Below are 19,571 nucleotides of genomic sequence, written 5' to 3'. Positions count from 1 at the left end.
GAATCCTGAGTCCCGAAAATTATCAGGCCTTTTTCAGGTTGTCCTCGTGCCCGTGACGGATATCGGCGCCCTCCACCAAATAGACCACCTGCTCGCAGATATTCTTGGCGTGGTCGCCGATACGTTCCAGCGAACGCAGGGTCCAGAGGACGTTCATCACTCGCGAGATGCTGCGCGGATCTTCCATCATGTAGGTGATCATTTCCCGCACCGCGGTGCGGTAGTCCATATCCACCTGTTCGTCCTCGGCCAGGGTGTTCATCGCCGACTGCACATCGAAACGGGTGTAGGCATCCAGGGATTCGTTCAGCATCCGGCGCACGGCGCTGGCGATATGGCGGATCTCGGTGTAGCCGCGCGGCGAGGTGCCCTCGTCGGTGAGCGCGATGGCCATCTTGGCGATCTTGCCGGCCTCGTCGCCGACCCGCTCCAGATCGCGGGCAATGCGGATCACCGACATCACCATGCGCAGGTCCGACGCGGCCGGCTGGCGCTTGGCGATGATCAGGGTGGCGTGCTCGTCCAGCGCCATTTCCCGCCGGTCGATGTCCTCTTCGATACGCAGCACCTTTTCCGCCAGCTCGCTGTCGGCGTTGGCCAGGGATTCCACCGCGTCGGCCACCTGGCGGGTGACCAGGCCGCCCATTTCCAGCATCTCGGTCTTGAGGCTTTCCAGGTCCTCGTTGAATTGCCGGGAGATATGTTGGTCGAAATGCATTTCCATAATCTGTCGCTTCTTTGCTAGCAATCGTTCAACCGATCAACCGAAGCGGCCGGTGATATAGGCCTCGGTCAGTTCGTGCTGCGGGTTGGTAAACACGGTTTCGGTATCGTTCACTTCCACCAGGTGGCCGAGGTGAAAGTAAGCTGTGCGCTGGCTGACGCGCGCCGCCTGCTGCATCGAGTGGGTGACGATGGCGATGGTGTAGTTCTCCCGCAGCTCGTCGATCAGTTCCTCGATGCGCGCGGTGGCGATCGGGTCCAGGGCGGAGCAGGGCTCGTCCATCAGGATCACCTCCGGGCTCACGGCGATGGCGCGGGCGATACACAGGCGCTGCTGCTGGCCGCCGGAGAGACCGGTGCCGGGCTGGTCGAGGCGATCTTTTACCTCGTTCCAGAGGCCGGCGCGGCGCAGGCTGTTCTCGACAATTTCATCGAGTTCCGCGCGGCGGCTGGCGATACCGTGGATTTTGGGGCCGTAGGCGACGTTCTCGTAGATGGACTTCGGGAAAGGGTTGGGTTTCTGGAACACCATGCCCACGCGGGCGCGCAGCGGCACCACGTCCACCCTGGGGCCGTAGATCGGCTCGTCGTCCAGGGTCAGGTCGCCCTCGACCCGGCAGCCCTCGATGGTGTCGTTCATGCGGTTGATGCAGCGCAGGAAGGTGGACTTGCCGCAGCCGGACGGGCCGATCATCGCCACCACTTCGTTGCGGCCGATATCCAGGCTCACATCGTTGATCGCCTGGGTCTCGCCGTAGAAGACGTTGATGCCGCGCATGCGCAGCTTGGCGTCGTCGCAGAAGGGCTGGCCGACGGTTTCCGTGACTCTGGTATCGGTGTCCACTGTGGCTTTTTCCACGCTTTCCGGTTGCGCCGGCGCAGTCTGGCCGGCGGCATCGAGGGTCATGGTGTTCATAGAAGCAATCCCGTTATCTTAGCACTCAGTGTGCGCGGCCGGGCGGGCCGGCATCTTTCGGCGACACCCACTACCAGCGGCGCTCGAGTTTCTTGCGCAGCCACACTGCGCTGGTATTCATGACGATCAGGAAACTCAGCAGCACCATGATCGCGGCGGAAGTGCGCTCGACGAAAGCGCGTTCGGGGCTGTCGGCCCACAGGAATATCTGCACCGGCAATACCGTGGCCGGATCGGTGACGCCGCCGGGCACGTCGACGATAAAAGCCACCATGCCGATCATCAGCAGCGGCGCCGTCTCGCCCAGCGCCTGGGCCATGCCGATGATGGTACCGGTGAGCATACCCGGCATCGCCAGCGGCAGCACATGGTGGAAGACCACCTGCATGCGCGAGGCGCCCATCCCCATGGCCGCCTCGCGGATCGACGGCGGCACCGACTTCAGCGCGGCGCGGCTGGAGATGATGATGGTGGGCAGTGTCATCAGCGTCAGCACCAGGCCGCCCACCAGCGGCGCCGAGCGCGGCAGTTCGAAGAAGTTGATGAAGATCGCCAGCCCCAGCAGGCCGAAAACGATGGACGGCACCGCGGCGAGGTTGTTGATATTCACTTCGATCAGGTCGGTCCAGCGGTTCCTGGGCGCGTACTCCTCGAGGTAAATCGCCGCGGCCACGCCGATCGGGAAGGACAGCGCCAGGGTCACCAGCAGTGTCAGTAGCGATCCCACCAGTGCCGCGCGGATACCGGCCTGTTCCGGCTCGCGGGAATCGCCGTTGGTGAAGAAGTTGCTGTTGAAGCGCTTTTTCAGTTCGCCGCTGGCCAGCAGCTGGTCGATCCAGCGGATCATGCGATCGGAGGTGCGGCCGCGAAAGCCGCCCCCGGAGTCGGACAGGCTCTTCACGAAAGTGTCCACATCGTCGTCCGCGGCCACCCAGACGGTTTCACTCCGGCCCAGCAGCTCCGGGTCTGCCTGCAGCCGGTTGCGCAGCTTGAAAGGCGCACCGGTAGAGACCAGCGAGTAGAGTTCGCGCTTCTCGCTGCGACCGCTCACTTCGGGGAAGCGTTCGCGCAGGGCCTCGCGGATAACGCCGGTAAAGTTGGCCCAGGTGAGGCTCTCTTCGTCCACCTGCTCGATACCCAGCACCGCCGGGTCGTAGTGGACCTCCAGCTGGACGGCACTCTGCACGAAAGCGCCGCTGCCCTTGGCGATGATGTCGCTAAACAGGATCACCACCGCGAGGATACCGAAGGCGATACTGGCGATCCCCAGGCCGCGGAAGGTTTTTTCCACGCGGTGGCGGCCCGCCAGGCGCCGCTCGATGCGTTCGCGCACCTGCTCCTGTGTAAGGTCAGTCATACTGTTCCCGGTATTTTTTCACGACATGCAGGGCGATGAAGTTCAGCACCAGGGTGGTGAGGAACAGCATCAGGCCCAGGGCGAAGGCAGCCAGGGTTTTGGGGCTGTCGAATTCCTGGTCACCCACCAGCAGGGTGACGATCTGCACCGTCACGGTGGTGACCGAGTCCAGGGGATTCGCGGTCAGGTTGGCGGCCAGGCCGGCGGCCATCACCACGATCATCGTCTCACCGATGGCGCGGGATACGGCCAGCAGCACGCCGCCGACGATGCCGGGCAGGGCGGCCGGAATCACCACCTTGCGCACCGTCTCGGAATGCGTGGAGCCGAGCCCCAGGGCGCCGTCGCGCAGGGACTGGGGCACCGCGTTGATCACGTCGTCGGACAGCGACGACACGAAAGGAATGATCATCACCCCCATCACCAGGCCCGCCGCCAGCGCGCTCTCGCTGGAGGCTTCCAGGCCCACGGCCGCGGCCGCGTCGCGTATGAAGGGGGCCACGGTCAGCGCGGCGAAGAAACCGTAGACCACCGTGGGCACGCCGGCGAGAATTTCCAGCACCGGCTTGGCGAAGGCGCGCACGCGCCTGCCGGCGTACTCGGCCAGGTAGATGGCCGACATCAGGCCCACCGGCACTGCCACGAACATGGCGATCGCGGTCACCATCATGGTGCCGGTAAACAGCGGCACTGCGCCGAAGGCGCCGCTGGAGCCCACCTGGTCGGCGCGCAGGGCCATCTGCGGGCTCCAGTGCAGGCCGAACAGGAATTCGCTCACCGGTACCGCCTGGAAAAAACGCAGGGATTCGAACAGCACCGACAGCAGGATACCGATGGTGGTGAAAATCGCAGCGCAGGCACAGGCCAGCAGCACCCACCGCAATACTTTCTCCACCTTCTCCCGCGCGCGCAGTTGCGGCGAGAAACGCAGCAGCGTAAAGGCACCGAGGCCGGTGGCGAGGATCAGGGTCAGGCCCGCTTTCAGCAGCCGGGAGTTGTCCCGCAGTGCGGCGAGATGTTCCGCCGCCGCCGCAATCTGCGGTTCCGGCTCGCCGAACAGGTTGCCGGCCGCAACGTTCTGGATCTGTGTCCAGAGCAGATTCTGCGCGGAAATCGTCTCCGGTTTGTCGGCGAGACTGTTGATGACCATGGCGCAGATGATGGCGTCGTCAAACGCGATCCAGGCCACCAGTAGCAACAGCGCCGGCAGGCCGCACCAGAGCGCGGTGTGCAGGCCATAGTAGCCGGGCAGGGAGGCCAGGTTGCGCAGGCCGCCGCTGCCGCGCGCGGCCGTCACCGCGCGGGTAAAGCCGGTGCCATAGGCCACCAGTACCAGCAGCAGCAACAGGGCGAACAGGGTAGGGGTTTGCATCGATTCGCTCAGCCAATAGATTCGCCGGCATTATCCGGACTTTTGGTTACGTTTGCATGGCGTATAAATAAAAACCAGGCCCTGAGGGCCTGGTGGGTAAATCCGTTTACCTGCTGCCTGTCCGCAACTATTGCTTCGCCAGGTTGGTCAGCGCGTTCAGCTTGCGCACATCCGCAACAACCTGCCGGCGCTCGACGGGGGGCAGCGGGATCATGCCCTTGTCCGCCAGGTAGCCGTCTTCGCCCCAGGCGCGCTCGCTGGTGATTTCAGCCAGGAATTGCTTCATGCCCGGAACCACGTTGGCATGCGCCTTCTTCACGTAGATGAAGAGCGGGCGGGATATCGGGTAGCTCTGGTCGGCAATGGAATCGAAAGTGGGCGACTGGCCCTCGATCACCGAACCCTGCACCTTGTCGGCGTTCTGGTCCAGGAAGCTGAAACCGAAGATACCCAGCGCTTTGGGGCTGGCCACCAGCTTGTTGACGATCAGGTTGTCGTTCTCACCGGCCTCCACATAGGCGCCGTCTTCGCGCATGGTGTGGCAGATGGCCTTGTAGGCATGCTTGTCCTGTTTTTTCCTGGCGGCGATCCAGTCGTACTGCTTGCAGCCGCCCTCCATCGCCAGTTCGGCGAAAGCGTCGCGGGTGCCGGAAGTGGGCGGCGGGCCCAGCACTTCGATCTCGTGCGCCGGCAGCGCCGGGTTCACGTCCTTCCAGGTCTTGTAGGGGTTGGCCACCAGGGTCTCGGAACCGTCCGGGTCGGGTACTTTCTTGGCCAGGGCCAGGAAGATGTCCTTGCGCGAGAGCTCGAACGGCTCGGCGGTTCTGGCGTTGGCCAGCACGATGCCGTCGTAGCCCACCTGCACTTCCACCACATCCACGCCGTTGCCGTTGCACATATCCAGCTCGGATTGCTTGATACGGCGGGAGGCGCCGGTAATATCGGCGGTGGCCTCACCCACCCCCTGGCAGAACAGCTTCATGCCGCCGCCGGTGCCGGTGGATTCCACAACCGGAGTCTTGAACTGGGTGGCGCGACTGAAACGCTCCGCCACGGTGGTGGTAAACGGATAGACGGTGGATGAGCCGACGATACTGATATGGTCGCGGGCGGCCAGGGCCGCCTGGGAGGCGGCGATGGTCAGGGACGCCAGGGATGCGGCCAGCAGTTTCTTGCTCAGGGAGCGCTTGTGCATGGATAACTCCAGGGTATTCGTATTTGTTTCACGAGGCGATGCTAGGAACAACGGGTGACGATTCTATGAATGAAAGATGACAAAAAGGTTACAGGCACCCTGATTCGAGGCGGAAGGCTTGCCGACGGCACAAACCGGTGCGGGCGCCGACCTGCTCCCCGAAACTTGCGTTACAACTGCCGGAATTCGGTATCCGGCGCCGGAATCGGGTAGGCTTTGGGGCTCAGAACAGAACAATAAGATATCGTGAGAGATCTCCCCATGTCCCCACTTCTCGGCTGCGCCCGCGGCCTCGACCGGCTGGCAACCGGCACCGGCCGCCTGCTCGGCTGGTTCACGCTGGCCATGGTATTGCTGCAAAGCGCCGTGGTATTGCTGCGCTACGCCTTCAACGGCGGCTCTGTGGCGCTGCAGGACTCGGTAGTCTACCTGCACGGTGCCGCCTTCATGCTCGGCCTGGCCTACGCGCTGCAGACGGACGCGCATGTGCGGGTGGACGTCTTCTACCGCCGTATGGGCAAGCGGGCCAGGGCCTGGGTGGATGCGGTAGGTACGCTGGTGCTGCTGTTGCCGCTGTGCGCCTTTATCGTCGGCGGCAGCTGGCAGTTCGCCGCCGCCAGCTGGGCGGTGCTGGAATCCAGTTCCAGCGCCGGCGGCCTGCCGGGCGTCTTCCTGCTCAAGAGCCTGATCCCACTGTCCGCATTCACCCTGGCGCTCGCCGGCATCGCCCAGTTCTGCCGCGCCCTGGCGCGCCTGATGGCGTCGGAATCCGATACCGCGCCGACTCCGACACCGCGGAAAACTCCGGCCGACACGGCCGAGGAGGCGGGCGCATGATCGAGCTGATTCCGCTGCTGATGTTCGCCGCTGTCTGCGGCCTGCTGATGTTTGGCTACCCGGTGGCCTTTACCCTCGGCGGCACGGCGCTGCTTGCGGCGGGCCTGGGTATCGTCACCGGCGTCTTCGACCCGGAGCTGCTGCGGGCCTTTCCCGACCGCCTCTACGGCATCATGCAAAACGGCACCCTGATGGCGGTGCCGCTGTTCGTGCTGATGGGCGTGATGCTGGAGCGGGCGCGCATCGCCGAGGAGCTGCTGGTGAACCTGGCGAAGGTGTTCTCGCGCATTCCCGCCGGCATGGCGGTGTCGGTGGTGGTGGTGGGCGCGCTGCTGGCCGCCAGTACCGGTATCGTCGGCGCCACCGTGGTGACCATGGGCCTGATGTCGCTGCCCACCATGCTGGGTCGCGGCTATTCACCCGGGCTGGCCACCGGCACCATCTGCGCCACCGGTACCCTGGGGCAGATAATCCCGCCCTCAATCGCCCTGGTACTGCTGGGCGATACCCTGTCCAACGCCTACCAGCAGGCGCAGCTGTCCGCCGGTATCTTCAATCCGCAACCGGTGAGCGTAGGAGACCTGTTCGTGGGCGCCATCCTGCCCGGACTGCTGCTGGTGAGCGCCTATATCGTCTACCTGCTGTTCGTGGCCCGGCGCGAGCCGGCGGCGGCGGCCGATGCGGAAGCGGTGGACTACCTGCAGACAATCAGGAGCCTGCTGCCGCCGATCCTGCTGATGCTGCTGGTACTGGGCTCGATCATCAGCGGCGCCGCCACACCCACCGAGGCCGCCGCCGTGGGCGCCCTGGGCGCCGGCCTGCTGGCCCGCAGCCGCAGTGCGCTGGGCTGGCAGCGCGCCGGCGAGGTGGGGCGCAGCACCCTGCAGGTCACGGCGATGGTGTTTGCGATCCTGATCGGCGCCTCGTTGTTCTCGCTGGTGTTCCGCGGCTACGGCGGCGAGGAGCTGGTCACCGGCCTGTTCCACAGCCTGCCCGGTGGCGTGGTCGGCGCGACGCTGTTGGTGATGGCGGTGATCTTCCTGCTCGGCTTCATTCTCGACTTTATCGAGATCACCTTCGTAGTGGTACCGATCGTGGGGCCGGTGCTGCTGGCGATGGGTGTGGATCCGGTGTGGCTGGGGATCATGATCGCCATCAACCTGCAGACCTCCTTCCTGACACCGCCGTTCGGCTTCGCACTCTTCTACCTGCGCGGCGTGGCGCCGGAGAGTGTCGCCACCGGGGCCATCTACCGGGGGGTAATGCCGTTTATCGCCATCCAGTTGCTGGCGATGGGTGTGTTGGCTCTGTGGCCGGCGCTGGCGACCTGGTTGCCAGGAGTATTGCAGTAGCCCTCCGGTTGCGAAACCGCATCCGATTGCACCGCCCGAGTCGTCAAAGTTTTCTACACGAATCAAGAAGGGAATCCACCATGCTGCAAATCCGCAATCTCTGCAAAACCTACGACAACCGCGTTCAGGCCCTGAAAAACGTCAACCTGGACATCCCCAAAGGCATGTTCGGACTGCTGGGCCCCAACGGCGCCGGAAAATCCTCGTTGATGCGGACCATCGCCACCCTGCAACTGGCGGACAGCGGTTCCATTACTTTCGACGGTATCGATGTGGCCACCCAGCCGGAACAAATCCGCGCGAGCCTCGGCTATCTGCCACAGGACTTCGGCGTTTACCCGCGTATCAGCGCCGAGGATATGCTGGAGCATATGGCGGTGCTCAAAGGTATCAGCAACAAAAAGCAACGCCGCGAACTGGTGGCGGAGCTGCTGGCGCAGACCAATCTGTACAAGGACCGAAAAAATAACCTGAGCGGCTATTCCGGCGGCATGCGCCAGCGCTTCGGTATCGCCCAGGCGCTGATCGGCGACCCGAAGCTGATCATCGTCGACGAGCCCACCGCCGGCCTCGACCCCCAGGAGCGCAACCGCTTTCACAACCTGCTGAGCGAAATCGGCGAGAATGTGGTGGTGATTCTCTCCACGCATATCGTCGAAGACGTGGCTGATCTCTGCCCGAGCATGGCCATTCTCGCCGGCGGGCAAATAGTCGCCGGGGGCAGGCCGGAGGAACTGGTGGAGAAACTGCGGGGCCGGATATGGCGCAAGACCGTCGACAAATCCGAGCTGGCCCAGTGCCGCGCGGATTTCGATGTGATCTCCACCCGCCTCTTCGCCGGCAAAACCCTGGTGCATGTACTCAGCGACGGCCAACCACACGAATCCTTCGAGCCGCTGCGGCCGGATCTGGAAGATGTGTACTTCTCCACCCTCTTTGACCTAGAGCGCTCGTCGCTGGAAACCGCGGCCTGAGCCAGGAGGAAAAACGTGTTCACATCCATCGCAAAATTCGAATTTCTCTACCAGATCCGCCAGCCGGTGTTCTACGTCACCAGCCTGGTATTTTTCCTGCTCACCTTCGGCGCCACTACGGTCGACAGTATCCAGATTGGCGGTGGTGGCGGCAGCACACTGATCAACTCCCCCTACGCCATCATACAGACGCTGATGGTGATGAGTGTTTTCAGTATTTTCATCACCACCGCCTTTTCCGCCAACCCGGTACTGCGCGACCGGGATATGAAAATGGACGGCATCCTGTTCAGCGCGCCGATCCGCAAGGGCGACTATCTGTTCGGGCGTTTTAGCGGCGCCTTCGCGGTGGCCTTTATCGCCTTTTCCGCCAGCGCGCTGGGCATACTGCTGGGCTCCTGGATGCCCTGGCTGGACGCAGAGCGCCTGGGCCCCACGCATATCGCCTACTATACACAGGCGCTGTTTCTGCTCACCCTGCCCAGCCTGCTGTTCTGCGCCGCGCTGTTTTTCAGCCTGGCGGCGCTCACCCGCAGCATGATGGCCACCTACACGGGGCTGATCGCCTTCCTGGTGCTCTACTTCACCAGCCAGGGCATGCTGGATGAGCCCGCCAACCGCGGCATCGCCTCGCTGCTGGACCCTTTCGGTTACGCCGCGTTTGAAAACGCCACCCGCTACTGGACCGCATTCGAACGCAACACATCGATGCTGCCCATGGAGGGGGAGTTTCTGTTCAACCGGCTGATCTGGCTGGGCGCCAGCGCGGTTTTCCTGCTGCTGAGCTACCGCTTTTTTTCCTTCGCCGACAGAAAACCCCTCTGGTCCCGCAAAAAAAACGCGCCGGTTGAAGAGGAAACGGGCCGGGAGGTGGGCCCAGCACAACTGCCGCGGCTCGCGCCGGTGTTCAATGCCGGCACCACCTGGCTGCAGTTTAGGACCCGCTGCGCCTTCGAGGTGAAAGCGGTGCTCAAGAGCCTGGCCTTCTGGGTGATTCTGGCGCTGGGCATGTTCAATATACTGGGCGCCAGCCTGGATCTGGGAGCGCTCTTCGGCACCTCCGTGTATCCGGTGACCCGTATCATGGTGGACCTGATTCAGGGCGCCTTCAGTCTGATCATGCTGATTGTCCTGATCTACTACGGCGCAGAACTGGTATGGCGCGAGCGCCAGTCCGGCTGCAACGAGATCATGGATGCGGTACCCACCCCCAACTGGATTTTCGTACTCAGCAAATTTGTCGCCATGCTGGTGGTGCTGATGGGCGTGCTGATCGCCAGTGTCGCGACCACCGTATCGGTACAGCTTGCCAAAGGCTATTTCAACCTCGAACCCGGCCTGTATCTGTACGGAGTCTGGTACCACGTGGCCACGCCGTATTATCTGATGGCAGTGCTGTCGCTCTTTGTGCAGGTGCTCACGCGCAACAAATTCCTGGCGATGTTGATCATGGTGGGCTATCTGATCAGCACCATGGTATTGGACGGCCTCGGTTTCGAGCACAACCTCTACCAGTTTGCCGGTACCGGCGAGGCGCCCTATTCGGATATGAACGGCTACGGCCACTTCGAACAGGGCCGGGCCTGGCTCACCTTTTACTGGAGCTGCTTCAGCGTGGTGCTGGCGGTGCTCAGTTACGGCCTCTGGCAGCGCGGCACCCTGCAATCTCTCGGCGGCCGGCTGCGGATGTTGCCGCACCGGCTGGGCGCGCCCAGCCGCGTCATCTGTGGCACCGCCCTGCTGTTGTTTTTGGCCAGTGGCACTTTCATTTTCTACAACACCAATATTCTCAACGACTACGAAACCAGCAAGGACCGGGAAGAGTGGGCGGCGGACTACGAGAAAAAATACAAGAGCTACGCCGAGGCCGCGCTGCCGCGTATTACCGATGTGAAGGCGGACGTGGATATTTTCCCGGACGAGCGTCGCTACGAAGTGCGCGGCAGCTACCGGCTGGAAAATAAAACCGCCGAGCCGATCGACGAGATAATGGTGGGCCTGGACCGCGGCCTCACCGTCAACCGGTTAACCCTGAGCGGCGCCGAGCTGCAGGAGACGGATCAGCGCTTCGGCTATCGCTTTTTCGACCTGTCGCAACCCCTGGCTCCGGGCGAGTCCCTGACCCTGGACTTCGATCTGAGCAGGATAAACCGCGGCTTCGAAAACGCCGGTTCCTCCACCACGCTGGTGGCCAACGGTGCCTTTTTCAACAACATGGAGGCCTTTCCGTATATCGGTTACAACAAGGGCGCCGAGCTGACCGACCGCCACCTGCGCAGAAAATACGATCTGCCGCCGCCACAGCGGATGCACAAACTGGAGGACCGGAGCCACCACGGCGACTCCTATCTGCGCGGCGATTCCGACTGGGTGACCTTCGAAACCACCGTCAGCACCAGCGCCGGGCAGACGGCCCTGGCGCCGGGCTATCTGCAGAAAGATTGGGTGGACGGCAATCGCCACTACTTCCACTACAAAATGGATGCGCCCATCCACAACTTTTTCTCCTATCTGTCCGCGAACTACACGGTGATGAGGGACCAGTGGCGGGACGTGGCCATAGAGGTCTATCACCACAAGCCCCACGACTACAATGTGCCGCGCATGGTGGAGAGCGTGAAGCGATCGCTGGCCTATTTCAGCGAGGCGTTCAGTCCCTACCAGTACCGCCAGTTGCGCATCGTGGAGTTCCCCGGCTATCAGCGCTTTGCCCAGGCCTTCCCCAATACCGTGCCCTATTCGGAGGCCCTCGGCTTTATCGCCGACCTGCGCGACCCGGAGGATATCGACTATGTGTTCTACGTCACCGCCCATGAGGTGGCGCACCAGTGGTGGGCACACCAGTTGTTGGGCGCCGATGTGCAGGGCGCGACCATGCTCTCGGAAACCCTGGCCCAGTACTCGGCACTGATGGTGATGGAACGGGAGTACGGCCCGCGGAAGATCCGCAAGTTCCTCAAGTACGAACTGGACCGCTATCTCAGCGGCCGCGGCGAAGAACTGCTGGAAGAGCTGCCGCTGGTGCGCAACGAGGACCAGCCCTACGTTCACTACCGCAAGGGCTCGGTGGCCATGTACGCGCTCAAGGACGCCATGGGCGAAGAGGCGATCAACGGCGCGCTGGCGGCCCTGCTCGAGGAGAGCGCCTACGCCAGCGACCCCTATCCCACCAGCATGGACCTGGTGGCACAGCTGCGCGAGCGCGCCGGGGCTGAGGACCAGAAGCTGATCAGCGATATGCTGGAGCGCATCGTGCTGTTCGACCTCAAGGTGGAAGACGCCAGTTCCGAGCCGCTGGGAGACAGCCGCTACCGGGTGGCACTGGAGGTCTCGGCGAAGAAATTCCGGGCGGACGGCGAGGGTCGGGAAACGGAAATTCCCCTGGACAACCGCCTGGATATCGCCGTTTTCAGCGAAGATCCCGATAAAGCCGAAGGCTCCGGGCATGTGCTCTACTTCGCCAAACACGAGTTCGATGAAAACCGCACCCGTCTGGAATTCGAGGTGGAGGGAGAGCCGGCGATGGTGGGTATCGATCCCTATATCAAGATGATCGACAAGAACCCGGAAGACAACCTGCTGGCACTTGAGAGCGACTAGCGGACGCTGGAGCCCGGTCCCCGAGGGCCGGCTCCCAGAGCCGCTTTTGCCACAGGCTGCTGGTTAAAAGCTGGCCACATTGTGCTAGAATGCGCCACCCGCTCGGGACGCTCCCCGGGCGCCGCCAATAAATCTAACAATCCGTGAGCCGTCGATCGATGCCCGCACTTGATGAAGAGCCACAACCCACCGGCACCCTGACCCTGCAGACACAGACCATGCCCCGCGATACCAATCCCCAAGGGGATGTCTTCGCCGGCTGGCTGATGTCGCAGATGGACCTGTCCGGCGCCATCCTCGCCCAGAGCATCGCCCGCGGGCGCGTCACCACCGTGGCTGTGGGCAGTATGGTGTTCCTGCGCCCGGTACCGGTGGGCTCCACCGTCAGCTGCTACGCCGAACCCATCGAAGTGGGGCGCTCCTCGATCCGCACCATGGTGGAAGTCTGGCTGACCCGGGTGGATTCCGGCGAGCAGGAGAAGGTCACTGAAGGGGAGTTTGTATTCGTGGCCATCGACGACCACGGACGCACGAGGCCGCTACCCACCTGAGCCCCGGTGGTTCACTGCATCAGTGAGCCGCGGATGATCTTAATATTGCCGCGCAGATCCCTGATTACGGTCAGGCCATCGCCGGCGCGGATCACGTTGCCGCGCAGCATGACCCAGCCGCCGTTAGCGGCAACCTTGTGTGTCGCCTGTTGCGACTGCGCCTCCGGCAGGGCCCCGTCCAGTGACATGGCGAGATAATCGGAAGTATGGGCAATCGCGCTGTCCAGCTCCTGGTAGAACGCCTCCAGGTCCGCCACCTGCCAGTAGGCGAGGTTATCCAGCTTGTCACCGTAGCCGGTGCCCGCCGACCAGTATTCGATCGAGTTTCTGTACAGCGGCTGCTCACCGCTCCTGGACAGCTCCGCATTGATATTGAACTTGAACACATCCATCCGGTTGGTGAGCTTGATCGACGGCTGCAACTTCAGCACGGCCAGGCCCCGATCGGTTTGCGGCCCGTAAATCAGCGAGTGCTGTGCGGCAAATCCAGAGGTTAGCACCCCGTCCACCAGCCCCTCGCGCACATCGCGCTGTATCGCCCGCCCCATCAGCTTCTCCACCAGGGGCATCGCCGGTTGCTGCGCAGCCGCCTGCGCCTGGTCTTTAACCATTCCCTTCGCAATCAACGTACCGAGCAGCCCGCCCACCGCTCCGGCGGCAGCAGCCTGACCCGGGCTGGTTCCGGGGGACGGCGGCGGTGCCGAGTACTGGGCGGCGACGGCCTGTGAGGACACCGCCTGGTAGCGCCAGGGCTCGGGCTGTACTTCCACCGTCAGAGGACCGTTTTCCAGCGGTTCCATCTGCAGGTAGATACCGTCTAGCGCCCGGATCGCCGGGGTGTCCCCGACGGCGATGTGGTAGGTGGATGTCTGCGAACAGCCGGCGAGCAGAAGGCCCGCCAGCGCCAGTTTTCTTATTGTTTTCATCGTATAGTTGCCGCGGTGGCCGCGACCACCGCCGCTCCGGTCGGTTTGTTATTATTCTTCGCTTTCAGCCGCGGACGACTCTTCTTCAGCAGCATTCCCTTCAACTTCGTTCAGGGCGATATTGTCGATATCGGATTTCCTTGCCAACGCGTTGACAACATCCTGCCTGGCCTTGTTCATCACCACGTAATAGGTGTTGGTCAGTCCGGGGAAATTCGGCCCCTCGTCCCACTCGCCGGTGGCGTAGGCGGATTGGGAAATATTGGCGTACCAGAGCAGCTCGTTAGTGGACAGGTCGATCAGCTCGCCGTGCACATCGAATACCGCGCGGGGATCGTCGGTGGGCACAAAGCCGTAGTAGGGGCGGGCAAGGCCGGCCCGGGTGGCCTTCAGTTTCAACAGGTAGTCGACCCCGTGTTCCGCGACAAGGCCGCGGTGGTCCCTGGACGCGTAGTAGGTCTGGTCCTTGGAATCCGGGTCCTTGAACTTGGCGAGCTTCGGCGCCTCCTCCGGCACTTCCAGGCGCACCACTGTAAGGCCGTCCTTCTCCAGGCTGCTGCTCAGCTCTTCAGCAACGGCGAGAAATTCATTGAGGTTCTGTTTTTCAAAGTGCTCGCTGAGGGAGCTGGTGGCTGCGGCGATAATCGCGTAGTCCAGCAGGCCGATATTGCCTTCCAGCGCCAAATCGGGCGCTTCGGGAGCTTCGAGCATCAGGCCCACCTTTTTGTCCTCCGCAGTGTAGAACTGCTGGTCGAGAGGGACCGGTGGTTGTGGAGTAGCACAGCCGACCAGGGCAGTGAAAATAACAGCAAAAGACAGCCGCAGTAGATTCTTCATCAATTTTCCCCAAGTATTACTTATTCACGGCCGGCAAAACCGCCAGCCGACCGCGAATTATCTCCGCAGCCTTGGAGAATAAAAAGCTGTCTATGGTGTCTCTATCGGCTTATGGATATACTCGACACAAAAATGCAAACTACGTCACATTTAAAACCTGCATTTTTCGATTAGTGATTTTCCAACGCTCGCGCCTGATAGTAGGCCTCCTCACTGATCCGGTGATACGGAATCACATCGCTCTCGAACGCCCTGAACGCTTCGTAGACTCGGGCGAACTGCGGGTCCTCCGCAGCGGTTTCTTCCAGGATTTGCGTATTGATCTGCTTCAGGTGGGCGAGCACGTCGTCCGGCAGCCGCCGCAGTTGCACGCCGTGCTCATCCACCAGCTCCCGCAGGGCGCGGTTGTTGCGGGCGGTGTACTCGTCGAGCATATCCTGGCTTGCGTCTCGGGCGGCGGTGCGGACGATTTCCTGTAAATCTTTCGGCAGCTTTTCGAAGGCGGTCTTGTTGACGATGAATTCGAGAATCGAGCCCGGCTCGTGCCAGCCGGGGTAGTAATAGTAATCGGCGATCTGGTAGAAGCCGAAGGCCAGGTCGTTGAAGGGGCCCACCCATTCCGTCGCGTCGATAACGCCGGTCTGCAACGCCGTGTACAGTTCACCGCCGGGGATGGTCACGGCGGTACCGCCGGCGCGGTTCAGGACCTCGCCGCCGATACCGGGGATACGCATTTTCAGGCCCTTCAGGTCTTCGACCGAGTTGATTTCCTTGTTGAACCAGCCCGCCATCTGCACACCGGTTGAGCCACCGGCCATGGGGATCAGGTCGAAGGGTGCGTAGATTTCCTCCCACAATTCCATGCCGCCGCCGTAGTGCAGCCAGCCGTTCATTTCCTGGGCGTTGAGGCCGAAAGGCACGGCGGTGAAGAACTGGGCAGCCGGCACCTTGCCTTTCCAGTAGTAGGCGGCGCCGTGACCCATCTGCGCGGCGCCCTCGGAGACGGCGCCGAACACACCCATGGCCGGTACCAGCTCGCCGGCACCGTAGACCTGGATCTTCAAGCGGCCGCCGGACATGGTTTCGATTTTTTCCGCGAAGCGCACCGGCGCACTGCCGAGGCCGGGAAAGTTTTTCGGCCAGGTGGTAACGAGTTTCCACTCGAAGGTTTCCTGTTCGCTGCCGGCGGCGAACTGCTGGGCCGGGCCACGGGAGGCGGTGGAGACCACCAGGGCGCCGAAGGTGATGACCAGCAGGGCGAGCAGGCCGAGGATGACGGCGGGGTACCAGTTTATTTTTTTCATGGCTTTTTATTGTTGGTTTTTTGCATTCTGCTTTTCTACGCGGGCTCATGTTCCGCGATTGCGTTTTGTAGGGTGCGCCGCGCGCACCGGTCGGGGCGGGCGCTCTGGTGCGCACGGCGCACCCTACGGTTTTCGGACCTGCGGCCGCGCCCTCTCCCGGAGGGAGAGGGGAGTGCGGAGCTGGAGCTCCGCGCACCCGGGGGACGGGTTTCGGCACTATTAAAGTGGCTGGAGCTTGGCCATGGCCACCACCAGCCATTTGCTGCCGGCGTCGTCGAAGTTGACCTGCACGCGGGCGCGGGGGCCGTTGCCTTCGAACTGGACCACGGTGCCCTCGCCGAATTTCCTGTGCTCCACGCGGCCACCCAGGGCCAGCGGCGGCAGGTCGTCGAAATCCGGTGGCGGGTCGGAGAGGTTGCCGACTTTGCCCCACTTGTTTTCTGAAAAGCCCGGTTTGAAAAGCGGCCGCGAGATTTCGGTTTTCAGGCGCACTTCGTGCACCAGCTCCGCCGGGATCTCACTGACAAAGCGCGACGGGGTATTGAAATTCTCGGTGCCGAACAGGCGGCGGCTCTCGGCGTAGGTGATATAGAGCTTCTGCATAGCGCGGGTGATGCCCACGTAGCAGAGGCGGCGCTCTTCCTCCATGCGGCCCGGGTCCTGCGCGGACATCTTGTGGGGGAAGAGGTTTTCCTCCACGCCGGCCATGAATACCAGCGGGAATTCCAGACCCTTGGCGGAGTGCAGGGTCATGAGTTGCACCGCGTCCTCGAACTCGTCCGCCTGGCCCTCGCCGGCGTCCAGCGCGGCGCTGTCGAGGAACTGTTCCAGCAGCGGCCGCTCCTCTTCACGGTCCTCGTCCTGGGGCAGGTTCGCGCCGTCGAAGGTGCGGCAGGCGCTGACCAGTTCCTGCAGGTTCTCCACCCGCGTCTGGCCCTTCTCGCCCTTTTCCTTGCCGTGGAAGTCCAGCAGGCCGCTGGTCTCGATCACGTCCTCGGCGATGGCATCGAGCAGTTTGTCCTCGGCGTTGGCGGCAAGGTGATTGACCAGGTCGAGAAAGCCCTGCAGGGCGTTGCCGGCGCGGGCGGCCAGCACCCGCTGCTGCAGCATCCGCTTGGCCGCCTGCCACAGGGAGCAGCCGTGCTCGCGGGCGACGGAGCGCACCATTTCCACGGTGCGCGTGCCGATGCCGCGGGTGGGTGTATTGACCACCCGCTCGAATGCGGTGTCGTCATCGCGGTTGGCGATCAAGCGCAGGTAGGAGAGGGCGTTCTTGATCTCCAGGCGCTCGTAGAAGCGCTGGCCGCCGTAGATGCGATAGGGCACCTGCTCGCGCAGCAGCGCCTCTTCCAGTACCCGCGACTGGGCGTTGGAGCGGTAGAGGATGGCGGCGCTGTCGCGCCGGTTGCCATCGCGCACCCAGTCCCGGATGCGCTCGACGATAAAGCGCGCCTCGTCCTGCTCGTTGTAGGCCGAGTAGAGGGAGATGGGCTCGCCTTCCTCGCCCTTTGTCCACAGTTCCTTGCCCAGGCGGCCGGTGTTGTGGGAAATCACCGCGTTGGCGGCATCGAGGATGGTGCCGGTGGAGCGGTAGTTCTGCTCCAGGCGCACCGTCTGCACTTCGTGCATATCGATTTCGAAGTGCTGGATATTCTCGATCTTGGCGCCGCGCCAGCCGTAGATGGACTGGTCGTCGTCGCCGACCGCGGTGACGCGGCTCTGGTCGCCGGCCAGCAGGCGCAGCCAGGCGTACTGGATGGTGTTGGTGTCCTGGAACTCGTCCACGAGAATGAACGGGAAACGGCGGCGGTAGTGGGCCAGGATGGAATCGTTGTCCCGCAGCAGCTCGTGGGCGCGCAGCAGCAGCTCGCCGAAGTCGACAAGACCGCCGCGCTGGCAGGCCTCCTCGTAGGCGGTGTAGATGCGCACCATCGTCTGCAACCAGAGGTCGGCGCCGGCCCGGATATACTGAGGCCGAAGCCCTTCGTCCTTCTGACCGCCGATCCACCACTGGGTCTGCCGCGGCGGCCACTTTTTCTCGTCCAGCCCCAGGTCGTTCTGCACCCGCTTGACCAGCCGCAGCTGGTCGTCACTGTCCAGGATCTGGAAATTCTGCGGCAGTTTGGCCTCCTGCCAGTGGGCCCTCAGCAGCCGGTGGGCGAGACCGTGGAAGGTGCCCACCCACATGCCGAAGGTATTCACCGCCAGCAGCTCCTCGATGCGGGCGCGCATCTCGCGGGCGGCCTTGTTGGTGAAGGTCACGGCCATGATGGAGTAGGGCGAAGCGCCCTCCACCTGCATCAGCCAGGCAATGCGGTGTACCAGTACGCGGGTCTTGCCGGAGCCGGCGCCGGCCAGCACCAGCTGGTTGCCCGGGGTTGCGGCTACGGCGTCGCGCTGGGCGTCGTTGAGGGGGTCTAGAATCTGTGAAACGTCCATGGGCGGCGATTGTAACAGAGGTGGCGGGGGTTACCTGTGTAAATAAACAGGGGACTCGGGACTCGAAAAGAATATCCGATGCAGATGCGAAGGCCATGGTGCCACGACATCTTCTTACTGGCACCAGTCGGATGCAGCCACCAGCCCCCCACAACGGTGCCACGGCACACACTACGGATCGGCGCTCGCCAGTGCCCGGGCTAGCCGCTAAACTGCGTATCCGGAATAAAGAAGGAAGTCCCGTGAAACCGGCGGAAGTCACGCAGAAAATCAGCGAACAATTGTCCTCCATGCGCAAATCAGAGCGCAAGGTGGCCGAATTCATTCTCGCCAACCCGGACGAGATCATCCATATGCGCATCGTCGACCTGGCCACCGAGGCCCAGGTGAGCGAACCGACAGTGGTGCGTTTCTGCCGCGCAGTGGGCTGTTCCGGCTTCCAGGAGTTCAAGCTCAACCTGGCCCAGCAACTGGCCTCCAGCCCCAGCTTCGGCCAGATCGCCGTCACCGAGACGGACACCATCGCCGAGTACAAACGCAAGGTGTTCGACTCCACCGTCGATACCCTGCTGAACGTGCGCGACAAGATCGATGCCCGCGCGCTGGAGGCGGCGGTGACCGCCATGTCCGCCGCCCGACGGGTCGAGTTCTTCGGCTTCGGTGCCTCCGGCGCCGTGGCCACCGACGCCCAACACAAATTCTTCCGCCTGCAACTGGCCACCGCCGCCCACTCGGACCACCACATGCAGAACATGTCCGCCATGTCGATGCAACCGGGCGACGTAGTGGTGGCCATCTCCCAGAGCGGACGCACCAAGGCGCTGCTGCGCTCCATGGGTATGGCCCGGGAACAGGGCGCCACGGTGATCGGCCTGGGGCCCAGCGGTTCGCCGGTGGCGCGGCAGGCCAACATCCCGCTGGAAGTGGACGTGGAAGAGGATATCGAGATCTACACACCGCTGTCGTCGCGCATCGCCCACCTGGTGGTGATCGATGTGCTCGCCATCGGCGTCGCCCAGCGCAAGGGGCCGCAGTTGCAGGATCACCTGCTGAAGCTCAAGCAGGGGCTCTATACCCTGCGCGAAGACAAGCACTGAGGCTTTTCCCGGTACTATTCCCCACCGCCACTGGCAGATCCCCCGGCGCGCCGCTACCATGGCGCGCCCGCGGCGCATCCCCGCTGCCGCC

15 protein-coding genes are annotated in these 19,571 nt (G+C 63.1%); 6 read left to right on the top strand and 9 right to left on the bottom strand.

The window, feature by feature from the left end:
* Positions 1-22: 22 nt before the first annotated feature.
* The 5 genes from phoU to OQE62_RS02535 all read right to left on the bottom strand — a co-directional run bounded on the left by phoU (position 23) and on the right by OQE62_RS02535 (position 5,563).
* Positions 23-724 (bottom strand): phosphate signaling complex protein PhoU, encoded by a 702-nt coding sequence (phoU, locus tag OQE62_RS02555; protein WP_265720423.1) that lies wholly within the window; start codon positions 722-724, stop codon positions 23-25.
* A 36-nt stretch (positions 725-760) separates the two neighbouring features.
* Complete coding sequence (gene pstB / locus OQE62_RS02550; protein WP_265720513.1) at positions 761-1,501, bottom strand: phosphate ABC transporter ATP-binding protein PstB; 741 nt, start codon at positions 1,499-1,501, stop codon at positions 761-763.
* Between the two features lie 208 nt (positions 1,502-1,709).
* Positions 1,710-2,996 carry a phosphate ABC transporter permease PstA gene (pstA, locus tag OQE62_RS02545; protein WP_265720422.1) on the bottom strand — a complete coding sequence of 429 codons (1,287 nt, stop codon included), beginning with the start codon at positions 2,994-2,996 and terminating at the stop codon, positions 1,710-1,712.
* Positions 2,989-4,368, bottom strand: a complete 1,380-nt coding sequence (gene pstC, locus OQE62_RS02540; protein ID WP_265720421.1) for a phosphate ABC transporter permease subunit PstC — start codon at positions 4,366-4,368, stop codon at positions 2,989-2,991. The genes pstA and pstC overlap by 8 nt, the downstream gene beginning before the upstream one ends.
* 127 nt (positions 4,369-4,495) lie before the next feature.
* Positions 4,496-5,563 (bottom strand): PstS family phosphate ABC transporter substrate-binding protein, encoded by a 1,068-nt coding sequence (locus OQE62_RS02535; RefSeq protein WP_265720420.1) that lies wholly within the window; start codon positions 5,561-5,563, stop codon positions 4,496-4,498.
* Between the two features lie 261 nt (positions 5,564-5,824).
* Between OQE62_RS02535 and OQE62_RS02530 the strand changes: the two genes are divergently transcribed.
* The 5 genes from OQE62_RS02530 to OQE62_RS02510 all read left to right on the top strand — a co-directional run bounded on the left by OQE62_RS02530 (position 5,825) and on the right by OQE62_RS02510 (position 12,877).
* Complete coding sequence (locus OQE62_RS02530; RefSeq protein ID WP_265720419.1) at positions 5,825-6,400, top strand: TRAP transporter small permease subunit; 576 nt, start codon at positions 5,825-5,827, stop codon at positions 6,398-6,400.
* Positions 6,397-7,752, top strand: coding sequence for a TRAP transporter large permease (locus OQE62_RS02525; RefSeq protein WP_265720418.1), 1,356 nt, complete (start codon positions 6,397-6,399; stop codon positions 7,750-7,752). The genes OQE62_RS02530 and OQE62_RS02525 overlap by 4 nt, the downstream gene beginning before the upstream one ends.
* A gap of 80 nt (positions 7,753-7,832) precedes the next feature.
* Positions 7,833-8,726 (top strand): ABC transporter ATP-binding protein, encoded by an 894-nt coding sequence (locus OQE62_RS02520; protein WP_265720417.1) that lies wholly within the window; start codon positions 7,833-7,835, stop codon positions 8,724-8,726.
* Between the two features lie 15 nt (positions 8,727-8,741).
* Complete coding sequence (locus tag OQE62_RS02515) at positions 8,742-12,326, top strand: ABC transporter permease/M1 family aminopeptidase (RefSeq protein WP_265720416.1); 3,585 nt, start codon at positions 8,742-8,744, stop codon at positions 12,324-12,326.
* Between the two features lie 158 nt (positions 12,327-12,484).
* Positions 12,485-12,877, top strand: coding sequence for an acyl-CoA thioesterase (locus tag OQE62_RS02510; RefSeq protein ID WP_265720415.1), 393 nt, complete (start codon positions 12,485-12,487; stop codon positions 12,875-12,877).
* Between the two features lie 11 nt (positions 12,878-12,888).
* On the opposite strand, the gene OQE62_RS02505 is transcribed toward OQE62_RS02510, so the two are convergent.
* The 4 genes from OQE62_RS02505 to uvrD form a co-directional block, all read right to left on the bottom strand.
* Positions 12,889-13,803, bottom strand: a complete 915-nt coding sequence (locus tag OQE62_RS02505) for a hypothetical protein (RefSeq protein ID WP_265720414.1) — start codon at positions 13,801-13,803, stop codon at positions 12,889-12,891.
* Positions 13,804-13,854: 51 nt separating this feature from the next.
* Positions 13,855-14,640 carry a hypothetical protein gene (locus tag OQE62_RS02500; RefSeq protein WP_265720413.1) on the bottom strand — a complete coding sequence of 262 codons (786 nt, stop codon included), beginning with the start codon at positions 14,638-14,640 and terminating at the stop codon, positions 13,855-13,857.
* 170 nt (positions 14,641-14,810) lie between these two features.
* Complete coding sequence (locus tag OQE62_RS02495; protein WP_265720412.1) at positions 14,811-15,944, bottom strand: TRAP transporter substrate-binding protein; 1,134 nt, start codon at positions 15,942-15,944, stop codon at positions 14,811-14,813.
* Positions 15,945-16,163: 219 nt separating this feature from the next.
* The gene (gene uvrD, locus OQE62_RS02490; RefSeq protein WP_265720411.1) at positions 16,164-18,383 is read right to left on the bottom strand and encodes a DNA helicase II; all 2,220 of its coding nucleotides are present in this window, start codon (positions 18,381-18,383) and stop codon (positions 16,164-16,166) included.
* A 242-nt stretch (positions 18,384-18,625) separates the two neighbouring features.
* Here uvrD and hexR point away from each other — a divergent pair, with 242 nt between their 5' ends.
* Complete coding sequence (gene hexR, locus OQE62_RS02485) at positions 18,626-19,480, top strand: transcriptional regulator HexR (RefSeq protein ID WP_265720410.1); 855 nt, start codon at positions 18,626-18,628, stop codon at positions 19,478-19,480.
* Positions 19,481-19,571: the final 91 nt, after the last annotated feature.

This window comes from Microbulbifer halophilus (assembly GCF_026183675.1).
Taxonomy (GTDB): Bacteria; Pseudomonadota; Gammaproteobacteria; order Pseudomonadales; family Cellvibrionaceae; genus Microbulbifer; species Microbulbifer halophilus.
The sequence above is the reverse complement of the archived record's forward strand: the minus strand, read 5'-3'. Positions and strand labels throughout refer to the sequence as shown.

What these genes read in the sequence shown, in the direction of transcription:
- phoU (WP_265720423.1), bottom strand. Translation starts at nt 724, where the DNA reads ATGGAAATGCATTTCGACCAACATATCTCCCGGCAATTCAACGAGGAC.
- pstB (WP_265720513.1), bottom strand. Translation starts at nt 1,501, where the DNA reads ATGCGCGGCATCAACGTCTTCTACGGCGAGACCCAGGCGATCAACGAT.
- pstA (WP_265720422.1), bottom strand. Translation starts at nt 2,996, where the DNA reads ATGACTGACCTTACACAGGAGCAGGTGCGCGAACGCATCGAGCGGCGC.
- pstC (WP_265720421.1), bottom strand. Translation starts at nt 4,368, where the DNA reads ATGCAAACCCCTACCCTGTTCGCCCTGTTGCTGCTGCTGGTACTGGTG.
- OQE62_RS02535 (WP_265720420.1), bottom strand. Translation starts at nt 5,563, where the DNA reads ATGCACAAGCGCTCCCTGAGCAAGAAACTGCTGGCCGCATCCCTGGCG.
- OQE62_RS02530 (WP_265720419.1), top strand. Translation starts at nt 5,825, where the DNA reads ATGTCCCCACTTCTCGGCTGCGCCCGCGGCCTCGACCGGCTGGCAACC.
- OQE62_RS02525 (WP_265720418.1), top strand. Translation starts at nt 6,397, where the DNA reads ATGATCGAGCTGATTCCGCTGCTGATGTTCGCCGCTGTCTGCGGCCTG.
- OQE62_RS02520 (WP_265720417.1), top strand. Translation starts at nt 7,833, where the DNA reads ATGCTGCAAATCCGCAATCTCTGCAAAACCTACGACAACCGCGTTCAG.
- OQE62_RS02510 (WP_265720415.1), top strand. Translation starts at nt 12,485, where the DNA reads ATGCCCGCACTTGATGAAGAGCCACAACCCACCGGCACCCTGACCCTG.
- OQE62_RS02505 (WP_265720414.1), bottom strand. Translation starts at nt 13,803, where the DNA reads ATGAAAACAATAAGAAAACTGGCGCTGGCGGGCCTTCTGCTCGCCGGC.
- OQE62_RS02500 (WP_265720413.1), bottom strand. Translation starts at nt 14,640, where the DNA reads ATGAAGAATCTACTGCGGCTGTCTTTTGCTGTTATTTTCACTGCCCTG.
- OQE62_RS02495 (WP_265720412.1), bottom strand. Translation starts at nt 15,944, where the DNA reads ATGAAAAAAATAAACTGGTACCCCGCCGTCATCCTCGGCCTGCTCGCC.
- uvrD (WP_265720411.1), bottom strand. Translation starts at nt 18,383, where the DNA reads ATGGACGTTTCACAGATTCTAGACCCCCTCAACGACGCCCAGCGCGAC.